This window comes from Halomonas sp. E14, from assembly GCF_052568415.1.
Genome location: NZ_CP199423.1, coordinates 3,166,343 through 3,180,874, shown reverse-complemented (window position 1 = coordinate 3,180,874; position 14,532 = coordinate 3,166,343). Strand labels below are relative to the sequence as shown.

Annotated in this window: 15 protein-coding genes; 1 reads left to right on the top strand and 14 read right to left on the bottom strand. The window is 68.2% G+C overall.

Annotation, left to right across the window (positions count from 1 at the left end; genetic code table 11):
• Positions 1–56: 56 nt before the first annotated feature.
• From der to trmJ, 14 genes are all read right to left on the bottom strand, one after another.
• A complete protein-coding gene (der, locus tag ACT7B3_RS14825; protein WP_444676782.1) occupies positions 57–1,460 on the bottom strand; it encodes a ribosome biogenesis GTPase Der in 1,404 nt (467 codons plus the stop codon).
• The gene (bamB, locus tag ACT7B3_RS14820; protein WP_444676783.1) at positions 1,457–2,623 is read right to left on the bottom strand and encodes an outer membrane protein assembly factor BamB; all 1,167 of its coding nucleotides are present in this window, start codon (positions 2,621–2,623) and stop codon (positions 1,457–1,459) included. The genes der and bamB overlap by 4 nt, the downstream gene beginning before the upstream one ends.
• Positions 2,620–3,279 carry a YfgM family protein gene (locus ACT7B3_RS14815; RefSeq protein WP_445158480.1) on the bottom strand — a complete coding sequence of 220 codons (660 nt, stop codon included), beginning with the start codon at positions 3,277–3,279 and terminating at the stop codon, positions 2,620–2,622. Before ACT7B3_RS14815 ends, bamB begins: the two co-directional genes overlap by 4 nt.
• A 48-nt stretch (positions 3,280–3,327) precedes the next feature.
• Complete coding sequence (gene hisS, locus ACT7B3_RS14810) at positions 3,328–4,614, bottom strand: histidine--tRNA ligase (protein ID WP_444679268.1); 1,287 nt, start codon at positions 4,612–4,614, stop codon at positions 3,328–3,330.
• Between the two features lie 52 nt (positions 4,615–4,666).
• The gene (gene ispG, locus ACT7B3_RS14805) at positions 4,667–5,782 is read right to left on the bottom strand and encodes a flavodoxin-dependent (E)-4-hydroxy-3-methylbut-2-enyl-diphosphate synthase (RefSeq protein ID WP_445158479.1); all 1,116 of its coding nucleotides are present in this window, start codon (positions 5,780–5,782) and stop codon (positions 4,667–4,669) included.
• Between the two features lie 10 nt (positions 5,783–5,792).
• Positions 5,793–6,794, bottom strand: a complete 1,002-nt coding sequence (locus ACT7B3_RS14800; RefSeq protein ID WP_444676786.1) for a RodZ domain-containing protein — start codon at positions 6,792–6,794, stop codon at positions 5,793–5,795.
• Positions 6,795–6,835: 41 nt separating this feature from the next.
• Entirely contained in the window at positions 6,836–7,567 is a 732-nt protein-coding gene (gene pilW / locus ACT7B3_RS14795) for a type IV pilus biogenesis/stability protein PilW (RefSeq protein ID WP_444676787.1), read from the bottom strand.
• 127 nt (positions 7,568–7,694) lie between these two features.
• Positions 7,695–8,819 carry a 23S rRNA (adenine(2503)-C(2))-methyltransferase RlmN gene (gene rlmN / locus ACT7B3_RS14790; RefSeq protein WP_444676788.1) on the bottom strand — a complete coding sequence of 375 codons (1,125 nt, stop codon included), beginning with the start codon at positions 8,817–8,819 and terminating at the stop codon, positions 7,695–7,697.
• A 74-nt stretch (positions 8,820–8,893) separates the two neighbouring features.
• The gene (ndk, locus tag ACT7B3_RS14785) at positions 8,894–9,319 is read right to left on the bottom strand and encodes a nucleoside-diphosphate kinase (protein ID WP_444676789.1); all 426 of its coding nucleotides are present in this window, start codon (positions 9,317–9,319) and stop codon (positions 8,894–8,896) included.
• Positions 9,320–9,547: 228 nt separating this feature from the next.
• A complete protein-coding gene (locus tag ACT7B3_RS14780) occupies positions 9,548–9,874 on the bottom strand; it encodes a HesB/IscA family protein (protein ID WP_444676790.1) in 327 nt (108 codons plus the stop codon).
• Between the two features lie 123 nt (positions 9,875–9,997).
• Positions 9,998–11,146, bottom strand: coding sequence for an aminotransferase class V-fold PLP-dependent enzyme (locus ACT7B3_RS14775; RefSeq protein ID WP_444676791.1), 1,149 nt, complete (start codon positions 11,144–11,146; stop codon positions 9,998–10,000).
• Between the two features lie 46 nt (positions 11,147–11,192).
• The gene (gene iscR / locus ACT7B3_RS14770; RefSeq protein WP_445158478.1) at positions 11,193–11,660 is read right to left on the bottom strand and encodes a Fe-S cluster assembly transcriptional regulator IscR; all 468 of its coding nucleotides are present in this window, start codon (positions 11,658–11,660) and stop codon (positions 11,193–11,195) included.
• A gap of 118 nt (positions 11,661–11,778) precedes the next feature.
• Complete coding sequence (gene cysE / locus ACT7B3_RS14765) at positions 11,779–12,645, bottom strand: serine O-acetyltransferase (protein WP_445158477.1); 867 nt, start codon at positions 12,643–12,645, stop codon at positions 11,779–11,781.
• Between the two features lie 80 nt (positions 12,646–12,725).
• The gene (trmJ, locus tag ACT7B3_RS14760; protein ID WP_445158476.1) at positions 12,726–13,520 is read right to left on the bottom strand and encodes a tRNA (cytosine(32)/uridine(32)-2'-O)-methyltransferase TrmJ; all 795 of its coding nucleotides are present in this window, start codon (positions 13,518–13,520) and stop codon (positions 12,726–12,728) included.
• A 181-nt stretch (positions 13,521–13,701) separates the two neighbouring features.
• Between trmJ and ACT7B3_RS14755 the strand changes: the two genes are divergently transcribed.
• A complete protein-coding gene (locus ACT7B3_RS14755; protein ID WP_445158475.1) occupies positions 13,702–14,496 on the top strand; it encodes an inositol monophosphatase family protein in 795 nt (264 codons plus the stop codon).
• Positions 14,497–14,532: the final 36 nt, after the last annotated feature.

The following is a 14,532-nucleotide window of genomic DNA, read 5'->3' as shown; positions in this document are numbered from 1 at the left end:
GCACGATCGCCCAGGACGGGCGACCGGGTATTGCTCGGCCGGGCGGCCGGTGTGGGTCAGCGGCGCTTCTTGCGCGCCTCCTTGGTGCGTCCCAGTTCGCGCTGCTTGGCCTTTTCCCGGTCGCTGGCGCCGGCCAGCGGGTTGAAGGGGTTCTGGCCGGAGCGGAACTCGAAGCGGATCGGCGTTCCGCGCACCTTGAGTACCTTGCGGAAAGTGTTGGTCAGGAAACGCTTGTAGGCTTCGGGCAGCGCCTCGGTCTGGTTGCCGTGCACCACGATGATCGGCGGGTTGGTGCCGCCCTGGTGGGCCATGCGCAGCTTGATCCGGCGGCCATGCACCAGCGGCGGCGGATGCTGGCTCACGGCGTCCTGCAGCAGCGTGGTGAGGCGGTTGGTCGACCAGCGGGAGTGGGCCGAGGCGAAGGCGCGCTCGATCGAGGGGTAGAGATCGCCCACCGCGGTGCCATGCAGCGCTGAGATAAAGTGCAGCTCGGCGTAGTCAGCGAAGCCCAGGCGCCGCTTGAGCTCGGCGCGCATGTCCTCCTTGGCCTCGCTCTCCAGGCCGTCCCACTTGTTGACCGCCAGCACCAGCGCGCGTCCCGAGGTCAGCACGAAGTCGAGCAGGTGCAGGTCCTGCTCAACCAGCCCGGTCCTGGCATCAAGCACCATGACCGCGACATGGCACTCCTTGATCGCTTCCAGGGTCTTGATGATCGAGAACTTCTCGGCGATCAGGCTGACGTTCTTGCGTCGCCTGACGCCTGCGGTATCGATCAGCACGTAGGGCTTGCCGCGCCGTTCGAAGGGGATCTCGATGGCGTCGCGGGTGGTGCCGGCCTCGTCGAAGACCACGACCCGCTCCTCGCCCAGCAGACGATTGACCAGCGTCGACTTGCCCACGTTGGGCCGACCGATGACGCCGATGCGGATGCCCTTGGTGCCGACGTCCGCCGGGATGCTCTCGTCGCGCTCGGGGAAGGGCGCCAGCACTTCCTCGATCAGGGTGGTGACGTTGCGTCCATGGGCGGCGGCGATGGGGTGAGGGTCGCCCAGCCCCAGCGTCCAGAAGTCGGCCATAGCCGAATGTTCTTCGAGGCCGTCGGTCTTGTTGACCACCAGCCAGGTCTTCTTCTGGTTGACGCGCAGGTGGTTGGCGATGGCCTCGTCGGCCACGTGGAGCCCGGCACGGGCGTCCACCATGAACAGCACGATGTCCGCCTCGTCGATGGCGACCAGCGACTGCTCGGCCATGGCGGCGTCGATCCCTTCTTCGTCGCCGCTGATGCCGCCGGTGTCGATCACCGTGTAGGCCTTGCCGCCGAGCAACCCGTTACCGTACTTGCGGTCGCGGGTGAGCCCGGGGAAGTCCGCGACCAGAGCGTCGCGGGTGCGGGTCAGGCGGTTGAAGAGGGTCGACTTGCCCACGTTGGGGCGGCCGACCAGGGCAATCACAGGGGTCATCGGCGAAGTTCCAGAGCCTCGAGGCGGCCGTTGTTGGCCAGCACGTAGATGCGGCGGAAGTCGGTCATCGGCCTGATGCTGATGCCGGAGCTATCGATACGGGTGCGAGCGGTGAAGCGGCCAGTCTGGATGTCGAGCAGGTGCAGGTAGCCTTCGAAGTCGCCCACCACCAGCTGGCCGTCGGCAAACGCCGGCGCGGTCAGCCAGCGCCCTTCGAGATCGCGGTTGCGCCACAGCTCCTCGCCGCTGCGGGCGTCGAAAGCGGTGACGTGGCTGGCCTCGCTGACCGTGAACAGGCGATCGCCGACCAGGACCGGGGTCTGGTGGCTGGAATGCTCGCGGTCCCACAGGGTCTCGCCGCTGGTGGCGTCGAGCGCGACCAGGCGGCCGTTGTAGCTGGTGACGAACAGGCGACCGTCCGGCGTCAGCACCGGCTGGCCAGCGAGGTCGACCAGGCGGTCGACCTCGCTGCGCCCGCGCGGCACGGCGATGCGGCGCTCCCACAGCGGCTGGCCGCTGCGGTTGTCCAGGGTGACCAGGCGGCCGCTGGCAAGGCCGACGAAGGTGACCGGGTCGATCACCGACGGCGTGCCGGTGCCGCGCAGGGTCAGGGCGGGCTCGGTGGTGGTGTGCACCCAGCGCTCCTGGCCGGTGCGGCGGTCGAGCGCCGTGACGGAGCCGTCGACGCTCTTGACCACCAGCAGCTGCTGGTTGGGCTGCGGCGGGGCCAGCACTTCGCTGGCGACCCGCGAGCGCCAGGCGATCTCGCCGTCGCGCTGGTTCAGGGCCAGCACTTCACCGTTGCGGGTGCCGAAGTAGACCTGGTTGGCCACGGCGGTGAGGCCGCTGGAAACGCCTACGCCGAGCTCCTTCTGCCACAGGCGCTCGCCGCTGGTGGCATCCACGGCCATGATGCGGCCGCGCTCGTCGGCGGCAAAGATCGTGCCGCCGTCGAGGCTTGGAGCGATGGGGTAGTGCGCCCGCCCGAGGCCCTGGCCGACGCGTTGGCGCCAGTCGGTCGCCAGCGTGGCCGTGGCCTCGAAGCGCTGCAGATCCTTGGGGGCGTAGCGAGGCTCGGCCTTGTTGGCACAGCCGGCCAGCAGGCCCAGGGCGAAGGTGGCGGCAAGGGCGCAGGCGGCCCTGCGGAGCGTGACGCGGTTCATAGGGTGGCCTCCTCGATGCCGAGCGCTTCGAGCTTGAGCTGCACGCCGTAGACCGGCTGGTTGCGCTGCTCGGCGTAAGTCAGGGCGTCCTGCCAGGCCTGGCGCGCTTCGTCCTCGCGGCCGAGCGCCAGGTGCGCGTCGCCGCGCACGTCGGCCTGCTGGGCGGCGAGCGAGGAGGGGATGGCGCCGGAAAGAGTGTCCAGCGCGGCTTCCGCCGCGCCCTCTTCCAGCTGCAGCCGGGCCAGGCGCAGGCGGGCCAGCCCCTGGATGTAGTCGCGGCGGCTGGCGTCGATCAGTGATTCGAGGGTGTCGCGGGCCTGTCCCAGCTCACCCTGGCTGACGGCCAGGCGTGCGTCGATCAGGCGCGCCAGGTCGGCATACAGGGTGCGCGAATGGCTGTCGGTGATCTCGGCCACCAGTGCCTGCGCCTCGCTGACCCGGGTGGCGTCCAGCTCGGCCTCGGCGGTGAGGTTGACCAGGTGCTGATAGCGCATCGAGGCCGCCTGTGCCTGGTTCTCCTGGTAGCTCTGCCAGGCGTTCCAGCCCACCACGGCAGCGATGGCAATGGCCACCCCGGCGATCAGCGCGGTGCCGTTCTCCTTCCACCAGCGCTTGATGGCATCCAGCTGCTCTTCTTCGGTTCTCAGCTCCGCCACGGGCGGCCTCCTTTAAAACGGCAAGATCTTGGCAGTTCGGTTCGGGACTCAGGCGCCGGTCGACAGCAGGTCGCCGAGCGCCTGGCCCAGCGTGGCCTTCGGCAGGCGCTGCTGGTCGCGCGCTTCGCGCAGGAATTTCAGCGTGACCTCGCCCTTGGCCAGCTCGTCTTCGCCGAGCAGCAGGGCCAGGCGGGCACCGCTCTTGTCGGCCTTCTTGATCCGGCTCTTGAAGCTGCCGCCGCCGCAGTGAAGCTGCAGACGCAGCTCGGGCAGCGCTTCGCGCAGGTTTTCGCCAAGCAGCAGGGCGTCGCGCTCGGCGCTATCATCCATGGCCATGAGATAGACGTCCAGCTCGGCCAGTGCGGCGCTGGGGACCAGCCCCAGGGTGTCGAGCAGCAGCACCAGCCGCTCGATGCCCATGGCGAAGCCGACCGCCGGGGTCGGCTTGCCGCCGAGCTGCTCGACCAGGCCGTCGTAGCGGCCGCCGGCGCACACGGTGCCCTGGCTGCCCAGCGCGGTGGTGGTCCACTCGAACACCGTGCGGCCGTAGTAGTCGAGGCCGCGTACCAGGCGCGGATTGATCACGTAGTCGATGCCGGCGGCCTCGAGCAGGGCGGTGAGCCCGGCGAAATGCTCGCGGGAGGCATCGTCGAGGTGATCCATCAGCTTGGGGGCATCGGCGAGCATCGCCGCCATGTCCGGATTCTTGGAGTCGAGAATGCGCAGCGGGTTGCTCGTGAGACGGCGCAGCGAGTCCTCGTCGAGCTGGTCGCGATGGCGCTCGAAGTAGGCCACCAGGGTGTCGCGGTAGGCGGCCCGGGCCTCGGAGGAGCCGAGCGAGTTGAGCTCGAGGGTGACGTGCTCGAGCAGCCCCAGCTCCTTCCACAGCCGCGCCGAGAGGAGGATGACTTCGGCGTCGATATCCGGCCCTTCGAGGCCGAAGGCCTCCACGCCGACCTGGTGGAACTGCCGATAGCGCCCCTTCTGCGGCCGCTCGTGGCGGAACATCGGCCCCTGGTACCACAGCCGCTGGGTCTGGTTGTGCAGCAGGCCGTGCTCCATGGCGGCGCGTACGCAGCTCGCCGTGCCTTCGGGGCGCAGGGTCAGGCTATCGCCGTTGCGGTCCTCGAAAGTGTACATCTCCTTCTCGACGATGTCGGTCACTTCGCCGATGGAGCGGGCGAACAGCGCAGTCTGCTCGACGATGGGCGTGCGGATCTCGGCGTAGCCGTAGCGGCGCAGCAGCGTGGCCACCTTGCCTTCGAAGTACTGCCACAGGGCGGACTGGTCCGGCAGCAGGTCGTTCATGCCGCGAATCGCCTGGAGTTTCTTCATGCTGCTTGATGAGGGCTTGCTCAACGGTGGCTCCTTGTGGGTCGGCGGCCGGTCAGGCCCCGCGGGCGATCACATTCTGCTCGGCGGCTTCCTTCTCGCGAACCTTCTCGCGGATCAGGCGCTCCAGGTCGTCGATCAGGTGGTCGTTGGTCAGCTTGGTGGCCGGCTTGCCGTCGATGTAGACCAGGTTGTTGGGGCTGCCGCCGGTCAGGCCGATGTCGCTCTCCTTGGCTTCGCCGGGGCCGTTGACGATGCAGCCGATCACCGAGACGTCGAGCGGGGTCATGATGTCCTCGAGGCGCTCCTCGAGGGCGTTCATGGTGCCGATCACGTCGAAGTTCTGGCGTGAGCAGCTCGGGCAGGCAATGAAATTGATGCCCTTGCTGCGCAGCCGCAGGCTCTTGAGCATGTCGTAGCCGACCTTGATCTCCTCCACCGGGTCGGCGGCCAGCGAGACGCGAAGGGTGTCGCCGATGCCGTCCATCAGCAGCATGCCGAGGCCAATGGAGGATTTCACCGTGCCGGAGCGCAGGCCGCCGGCCTCGGTGATGCCCAGGTGCAGCGGCTGTTCGATCAGCTTGGCCAGTTGGCGATAGGCGGCCACGGCCATGAACACGTCGCTGGCCTTGACGCTGACCTTGTACTCCTGGAAGTCGAGGCGGTCGAGGTGATCGATGTGGCGCATGGCCGACTCCACCAGCGCCTCCGGCGTGGGCTCGCCGTACTTGCGCTGCAGGTCCTTTTCCAGCGAACCGGCGTTGACCCCGATGCGAATCGGGATGCCGTTGTCGCGGGCGGCGGCGACCACGGCGCGCACGCGCTCTTCCTTGCCGATGTTGCCGGGGTTGATGCGCAGGCAGTCAACGCCCAGCTCGGCCACGCGCAGGGCGATCTTGTAGTCGAAGTGGATATCGGCAACCAGCGGCACCTGAACTTGCTGCTTGATGCGGCCGAAGGCCTCGGCGGCATCCATGCAGGGTACCGAGACGCGCACGATGTCGGCGCCAGCATCTTCGAGCCGGCGAATCTGGGCCACGGTGGCGTCCACGTCCAGGGTATTGGTGTTGGTCATGCTCTGTACGGAAATGGGGGCATCGCCCCCGACAGGCACCTGGCCAACGAAGATCTGACGGGACTTGCGGCGAATGATAGGCGATGGGGAATGCATGGCGGCGGTATCAATCTCCCAGAGTGAAGCGGGCCACGTTGTTGGCTCCCGCACGGGCACGCAGGTCGACGCGCTCGCCGCCCCAGCTCAGTTCGACGCCGGTGGCGTTGCCGATGGTCAGGCGGAACGGCGGCTCTCCTTCGACGCGTGCGGAGGTGCCGGGTTCCTGCAGGCCGACGAAGACACGGCGATTGTTGGCATCGAAGATCTCGGTCCAGGACTGCTCGTTGAAGGTCAGCTGCAGCACGCTGCGATCGGCCGTGGCGGCAGGCGCCTCGTCCGGCTCGGCGGCTTCCTCGGCGGCGGGCGCTTCGGGTTCCGGCGCGGCCTCGACGACTGCACCGTCGAGCTCGGCCTCGTCCTGCAGCGCCGGCTCGCCTGCTCCCACCAGCCTTACGGCCCCGGTGGGGTCGACCTCGGTGGCCGGTGCCTCGGCGTCCGCGGCGTCCGTGCGAAGCGGGTCGACGCCTTCGGCCGGCAGCGGTGGCAGGGCTTCCTGGATCTCGGCTGCAGGCTCCTCCTCGACCACGGTGGTGCCGTCGAGCCGCTCCACCGATACCGGGCCGCTGTCGCCGAGCTCCGGTGCCTGGGTGCCGTCGCGGCTCTGCCACCATGCCAAGGTCAAGCCGATCAGACCGGCGATCACCAGCAGGGTGACCAGCTTGAACAGCCAGGCGGCGATGCGCGACGGCGGCCGGGTCACTTGCACCGGGGTCACGCGGTGCTCCGTCTCCTGGCCGCCGAAGCTGTGGCGATAGGCGGCGAGTATCGGCCCGTCATCGATGCCGAGCAGGCGTGCATAGGCGCGCAGGTAGCCGCGTCGGTAGGCGGCGATGGGTACCTGCTCGTAGTTGTCGGCTTCCAGGCCCACCACCACGGCGGGGCGAAGATTGAGAGCCGTCGCCACTTCTTCCACGGAAAGGCCCTGGGTCTCGCGTTCGCGGCGCAGCAGCTCCCCGGGGGAGGACGTGGAACTGAAATCGACGGCGTCGTTGTCGTGGTTGTCGCTCATGGATGAGCATCCTTCGTCATGAATTCGTGGGTCAAGGTACGTCAACGCAGGCCGTCGGGGCCGGGGGTGACAAGCCTGGTGTCGCCGCCGGCCCGGGCGATGTCGCGGGCCAGCGCCTGGGCGTCGGGCGTCATGCCCGCCAGCCTGATGTAAAGGTTCAGCTGCTGCTGCGCCGCGTCGAGATTGCCCTGGGCAAGCTCGAGTTCGGCCAGCATGAAATAGGGCGCTGGGCTGCGTGGGTCGAGATTCTTGGCGCGCTCCAGGCTCTGCCTGGCCTGCGGCACGTGGCCCATCTCCCATTGACACTGGCCCAGGTTGACGAACAGCTGGGCGCGGCTGGCGTACTGGGTGTCGTGCGACGCCTGCTCGAGCTGGCGGCAGGCCTTCTCGACCTGGCCGCGTGAATAGAGGAAGGCCGCATAGTTGTTGCGTGCCCGGCTGAAGCCGGGGTCGGCCTGCAGGGCGCGCTGAAAGGTGCTGTCGGCCAGGGCATGCTCGCCCTGCCGCTGGTAGACGATAGCCATGGCCTGCAGCGCCTCGGGGTTATCCGGCGAGAACTGCAGCGCGCGGTCCAGGGCCGCCATGGCACGGGCCAGGTTGTTGCGCTCGAGGTAGGCGATGCCCAGTTCGGTGAACGCCGCGGCCGGATCGTGCGCAGCACCCGCCCGCTCTTCCGGCTGCGCGGCGCAGCCGCCGAGCCACAGCGAGCCGGCGACGATGGCCACCAGCGGCAGCGGCGTGCGTCGGCTAGGCAACCAGGGGAAGCGCGTCATGGCAACCTCATGAAAGGCGTTACGAAAAAACGGCCGGTTGCTGCTGGCATCAGGCGGGTGCAGCAGCCCCGAAAAAAGCCTGACCATCAAAGCGCCGTGACGGGTTGAAGTCAAGGCGACGGGTGCTTCAGTCCGCGTCGATCTGGATCGAGCGGATGTAGCGCTCGTGGCGCTTGGTGCGGTCCTTCACCCGGCCGACCAGCTGGCCGCAGGCGGCGTCGATGTCATCGCCGCGGGTGGTGCGAATCGGCGCCGTGTAGCCAAGTTCATAGAGCCACTGCTGGAAGCGCATCACCTGATTGCGCGACGGTTTCTCGTAGCCCGAATGGGGGAACGGGTTGAACGGAATCAGGTTGATCTTGCACGGCAGTTCGCGCAGCAGTTCGGCCAGCTGGGTGGCATGTTCCTGCTGGTCGTTGACGTCCTTGATCACCGTATATTCCACGGTGATCATGCGCGTGTCGTCGCACTTGGCCAGGTAGCGCTGGCAGGCGTCGAGCAGGGCGCGGATGTTGTACTTGCGGTTGAGCGGTACCAGCTCGCTGCGCAGCTCGTCGGTGGCGGCGTGCAGCGAGATCGCCAGACTCACGTCGAGTTCGTCGCCGAGCCTGTCGAGCATCGGCACCACGCCGGAGGTTGATAGCGTGACGCGGCGCTTGGACAGTCCGTAGCCGTTGTCGTCGAGCATCAGCTTCATGGCCGGCACGACGTTGTCGTAGTTCATCAGCGGCTCGCCCATGCCCATCATCACCACGTTGGTCACCGGCCGATTGGCGGTATCCTTGCGTGGCCCCACGCTGCGCTGGGCGACCCACACCTGGCCGATGATCTCGGCGGCGGTGAGGTTACGCTGGAAGCCCTGCTTGCCGGTGGAGCAGAAGCTGCAATCGAGCGAACAGCCGACCTGGGACGACACGCACAGGGTGCGGCGCTTGCCGTTGTCGGCCGGGATCAGCACCGTCTCCACGTAGCTGCCGTCCTCCACCTCCAGCACCCACTTGCGGGTGCCGTCGCTGGAGGTGCCTTCGTAGACCACGCCGGGCCCGCGGATCTCGGCCACCTCGCAGAGCCGCTGACGCAACGCCTTGGAGAGGTTGGTCATGGTCATGAAGTCGTCACACCCCTCGTGATGAATCCATTTCATCACCTGGGCGGCACGGAACTTCTTCTCGCCGATCGAGAGGAAGAAGGCTTCCATCTCCTCGCGGGACAAGCCGAGCAGATTGGTGCGTTGGACGGTGTTGGTGGTCATGGCTTCACGTAGGTCGGGGCAGGGCGAGAGCGGGGGCGAGAGCGCCCCCGCGAAGTGCAGGGCAGGTGCGGCGATCAGCGCGGGCAGATCTCGTCGGCGCTAAAGAAGTAGGCCACTTCACGCTCGGCGGAAGCCGGGGAGTCGGAGCCGTGCACGGCGTTGGCGTCGATGGTCTCGGCGAAGTCGGCGCGGATGGTGCCCGGCGCAGCTTCCTTGGGGTTGGTGGCGCCCATCAGCTCGCGATTCTTGGCAATGGCGTCTTCACCTTCCAGCACCTGAACGACCACCGGGCCCGAGGTCATGAAGCCGACCAGGTCCTTGAAGAAGGGACGCTCCTTGTGCTCGGCGTAGAAGCCGCCGGCCTTCTCGTCGTCGAGCTGCAGCATCTTGGCGGCAACGACCTTGAGGCCGGCCTTCTCGAAGCGCGCGATGATCTCGCCGATGGCGTTCTTGGCGACAGCGTCGGGCTTGATGATGGAAAGGGTGCGTTCGGTTGCCATGGGGCCTGTCTCCGTTGAGGTTCGTAGGGGGATCGCGTCACGCTGCGATGATGCCGCCGTGGCGGGTTTTCAGGGCGTGGCGCTGCGGATCGTGGTGCAGTCGCATCGCCCCGTCGGCCAGGCCGGCAGGGCGATGCGTCAGCGCGAGAAAACGTTGGGCGCAGAGTATACCGCTGCCGGTGGGCGTTGAACAATCGTCGTCCCGCGCGGCGGGCCTGGTACCTGGTATCAGACGGTGAAGCTCTCGCCGCAGCCGCACTGGTCCTTGACGTTGGGGTTGTTGAAGCGGAAGAAGCGGTTGAGCCCCTCCGAGACATAGTCGACCTCGCTGCCGTCGAGCATCTCAAGCGCCTCGGGGGCGACGAAGACGGTGGCGCCGTGGGCCTCGAAGACAGCGTCGTCGTTGGCGGCCTCGTCGGCGAAGTCGAGCACGTAGCTGTAGCCGGAGCAGCCGCTGGGCTTGACCGTCACGCGCAGTCCCAGGCCATGGCCACGCTCGTCGAGCGCGCGCTGGATCTGCTCGGCGGCGGCGGCGGTAATCGAGAGTTGCGCCATGTTCATTCTCCTGCAGCGAAGGTGGCTGGCGCGATGCTGCCGTCCGTGCGGCAGTTGCGCCAGTCGATGGTAAGGCCAATGCACGAACCCGCGGGTGCGTGCGTCGAGGACTGGTGTCGTACCCTAGCGCCGCAGCCCCGGCAGGGCATGGCGCACGGCCTCGAGGGCGGCGTCGATGTCGGCTTCGGTGGTGAAGCGGCCGAAGCTGAAGCGCAGCGAGGCCAGTGCCAGCGCGCGCGGCACGCCGATCCCCTTCAGTACATAGGATGGCTCGACGCTGGCGGAGTTGCACGCCGAGCCGGTCGATAGGGCGATGCGGCGCAGGGCCATGAGCAGTGATTCACCGTCCACGCCCTCGAACGCCAGGTTGAGGATGTGCGGGACAGCCACTTCGACCCGCGTATTGCGGTGAATGCCGTTCAGCTCGGACAGCCCCTCGAGCAGGCGGTTCCGCAGGGCCAGGATGCGCGCCTGCTCGGCGCTGCCTTCGGTCGCGGCCAGGGCGAAGGCCTCGCCCATGCCGACGATCTGGTGCGTGGCCAGGGTGCCGGAGCGCATGCCGCGCTCGTGTCCGCCGCCGTGGATCAGCGGCTCGAGGCGGAGGTCGGGGCTTCTGCGCACATAGAGCGCGCCGATGCCCTTGGGGCCGTAGGCCTTGTGGCCCGACAGCGACATCAGGTCGATGCCCAGGCGACTCACGTCGAGGTCGATGCGCCCGGTGGCCTGGGCTGCGTCGACATGGAACAGCGCGCCGCCGGCATGCGCCACCTCGGCCAGCGCCGCCAGGTCGTGGATGCAGCCCAGCTCGTTGTTCACCGCCATCAGCGACACCAGCGCGGTGTCGGGGCGCAGCGCCTGGCGCAGCTGCTCGGGCGTGACGCGGCCATCGGCGCCGGGCGTCAGCCAGGTCACCTCGAAGCCTTCGCGCTCCAGCGCCAGGGCCGTGTCCACCACCGCCTTGTGCTCGATGACCGAGGTCACCAGGTGCCGGCCGCGCTCCCGGTTGGCGCGCATGTAGCCGATCAAGGCCAGGTTGTCGGCCTCGGTGGCGCCGCTGGTCCAGACGATTTCGCGCGGGTCGGCGCCGATCAGGTCGGCGACCTGGCGACGCGCTTGCTCCACCGCCTGCTCCGCCTGCCAGCCCAGCATGTGGCTGCGCGAAGCGGGGTTGGCGAACAGGCCGTCCGGGGTCAGGTAGCGGCTCATCGCCGCGGCGACGCGAGGATCGACCGGAGTGGTGGCGGCGTAATCGAGATAGACGAGATCGCTCATGGGGGCGCGGGGGGTCTCCAGGCCGAGCGGCGAGGCGGGTCGCGGCTCAGGGTGAGGTCAGGATGGTGTTGTCGCTGCTGCGGCTGCGCTGGCGGGCGGCGATGCGGCGAACGTCGCCGTGCTCGACCAGCTGCCCCAGGGTGATGTTGTTCAGGAAGCCGCGAATCTGCTCGGAGAGGTCGCACCACAGGTGGTGGGTCAGGCAGGTGTCGCCCTGCTGGCAGTCTGACAGCCCCTGGCAGCGGGTGGCGTCGACGCTCTCATCGACCGCGTCGATGACCCGGGCGATGGAGATTTCGGCGGGAGACAGGGCCAGCAGGTAGCCGCCGCCGGGGCCGCGCACGCTCGTGACCAGACTGGCACGACGTAGGCGGGCGAAGAGCTGTTCCAGGTAGGGCAGCGAGATCTCCTGGCGACGCGAGATATCCGCCAGGCTGGTCGGCCCCTTTTCGGCATTGAGCGCCAGGTCGAGCATGGCGGTGACGGCGTAGCGTCCCTTGGTGGTCAAACGCATGGCGGGCTCATCAGACGCAGGATGGACATCACTACTCGACTCCCGTGGCGCCGGCCATTTGCCGGGCGGCGTGTCGCGGCGATCAGGCGTCCATTATGGTAAAACCCGACGATTAAGGTCAACCATTGCCGCGGCTGTCGGGGTCCGGCCGCGTGCCGCGTGTGCGCGGCGTGCTGCCCTTCGGGTGCGGCCCGCAGCAGGCGTCGATATCCGAGAGCATGTCGGCGAAGTCCTCGTCGCGCAGCTCGGGCAGTTTGCCTTCGCGGTAGTTGGCATCGAGCTTGCGCAGCGTCGAGCACATGCGCTCGATGCGCTCGTCCACCGCGTGCATGTGATCGAGCATGGCCTGGATCGAGCGCGCCACCGGGTCGGGCATGTCCTCGCTGATGCCGTAGGCGTCGAAGCCGAACTTCTGGCGCATCGCCTCGCGGCGCTCCGGGTCCACGTCGAGCACCGCGGCGGCGTCCGGGTCGCTGCGCTTGACGATCTTGCCGGGGATGCCGACCACCGTGGCGCCCGCCGGCACCTCCTTGGTGACCACGGCGTTAGAGCCGATCTTGGCGCCGGCGCCAACGGTGAAGGGCCCGAGGATCTTGGCGCCGGCGCCGACGATGACGCCGGCTTCCAGCGTGGGGTGGCGCTTGCCCTTGTTCCAACTGGTGCCGCCCAGGGTGACGCCCTGGTAGAGCGTGACGTCGTCGCCTACCTCGGCGGTCTCGCCGATCACCACGCCCATGCCGTGGTCGATGAAGAAGCGCCGGCCGATCTTCGCCCCGGGATGGATCTCGATGCCGGTGAGCCAGCGCGAGAAGGTCGACAGGCTGCGCGCCAGCCATTTGAGGTTCTTCTGCCACAGCCAGTGGCCCAGGCGGTGCAGCAGCAGCGCATGCAGGCCCGGGTAGTTGGTCAGCACTTCCAGGAAGTTGCGTGCCGCCGGGTCGCGGGCGAACACGCTATTGATGTCCTCGCGCAGTCGTTGAAACATGCAGCGGTCCTTGGTGGCGGTGAGCGGCCTGGGCGGCGCAGGAGGCAGTGTCTGCGATATGGGGGTGCGGCGGGTGGCGTTCAAGGCTCCCGCCGCGCTTCCTCCGGCGACTGCAGCGGGGCGGCGTCGGGCCGCTGCGCGGCGGCTCCCTTTTCGGTCGCCGCCAGGATGCCGCGCAGGATGTTGAGTTCCATGCGCTCGGGACGGGCGCGCAGGGTGAAGCGCCGCAGCCGGGCCATCAGCTGGCGCGGCAGCGCCGGATCATGGAAGCCGATGGCGATCAGGGTGCGTTCCAGGTGGGCGAAGTAGTGCTCGAGCTCGTCATGGCTGGCCAGCGGCTGGTGCGGCTCCTCTTCCTGCTCCGTCTCGGCTCCAGCGGCGGCGAGCCAGGCCAGGCGGCACTCGTAGGCCAGCACCTGCACGGCGGCGGCCAGGTTGAGCGAGCTGAAGTCCGGATTGGTGGGGATGTGCACATGGGCGTGGCAGCGCTGCAGCTCGGCGTTGGAGAGGCCGCTGTCCTCGCGACCGAACACCAGCGCCACGCGGGCGTCGGCCCCTGCCAGCTCCTGGGGCAGCCGTTCACCCAGCGCCCGCGGCGTGATCATCGGCCAGGGCAGGGTGCGCGAGCGGGCGCTGGCGCCCACGGCCAGGGTGCAGTCGGCCACGGCCTGCTCGAGGGTATCGACCACCTTGGCCTGGTGCACCAGGTGATCGGCGCCGGACGCCCGCGAGATGCTCTCGCTCGTCAGCGGTTCGCAGCGCGGCGCCACCAGCACCAGGTCGGTCAGGCCCATGTTGTGCATGGCACGGGCGGTGGCGCCGATATTGCCGGGGTGGCTGGTGCCGATCAGCACGATGCGGATGCGGTCGAGCATGCGATGTAGCCTCTGCCGTTGAATGCCCAGGAAAGGAGGGCGAGTCTACCATGCCGTCACCGGCCATGGCGCCCATGCAGCGACTCTGCTAGGATGCGCGCCACGCGTTCGACCGAATCGCGTTGACATTTCGCTCGAACCCGCCCGTTCTTTAACATCACCGACGCTCCAAGGCCCGATCATGCATCCGATGGTCCAATACGCCCTGCGCGCCACGCGCAGCGCCGCTGAACAGTTCTTGCGCATTCGTGAGCGCATCGAAAATGCTCACGAGGAACACAACCTCGAGCGCCTGCTCGAAGATACGGCCCGCAATGCCGAGACCCTGATCGTTCGTCAGCTCAGCCGCGGCTATCCCCAGCACGGGGTGGTTGGCCGCTTCACTCCCTACCGCGCCGGCGAAGGCGAAGGTCGCGACATCGAATGGCGGATCGAGCCCTTCCATGGCTACTCCAGCCTGGGCGTGGCCGGCAAGGGCTTTGCCCTGTCGGTGGTCTGCCTGGTGAAGGGCCGTCCGGAGCATGCGGTGGTGATCTGCCCCTTCAGCGACGACGAATACCTGACCAGCCGCGGCCGCGGTGCCCAGCACAACGGCAAGCGCATTCGCGTGCCCAAGACCACCAGCATTCTCGGTTCGCGGATGGCCCTGAGCCTGCCGGAAAGCTGGCAGCGCTCGCGCTACCTGCCTGCCTACCTGACCCTGGTCCAGCAGATCGGCCCCCAGGTCGAGACCCAGCTGGCCACCGGCAGCGGCCTGCTCGATATGGCCGAACTGGCCGCGGGCCGCGTCGACTTCGCCTTCGTGCTCGGGCTGGAAGAGCAGGACCGCCTGGTCGGCACCCTGCTGCTCAAGGAAACCGGCGCGCTGCTGGGCACCCCCGACGGCCAGCCCGGCATCGAGACCGAAGGCCCGCTGATGGCGGCCGGCCCGCGCCTGTTCAAGGCGCTGGTGCAGCAGCTCAAACCGCACTTCTGAGTCCTGCTTCAGGCATTGAATGACAACCGCCCCCGC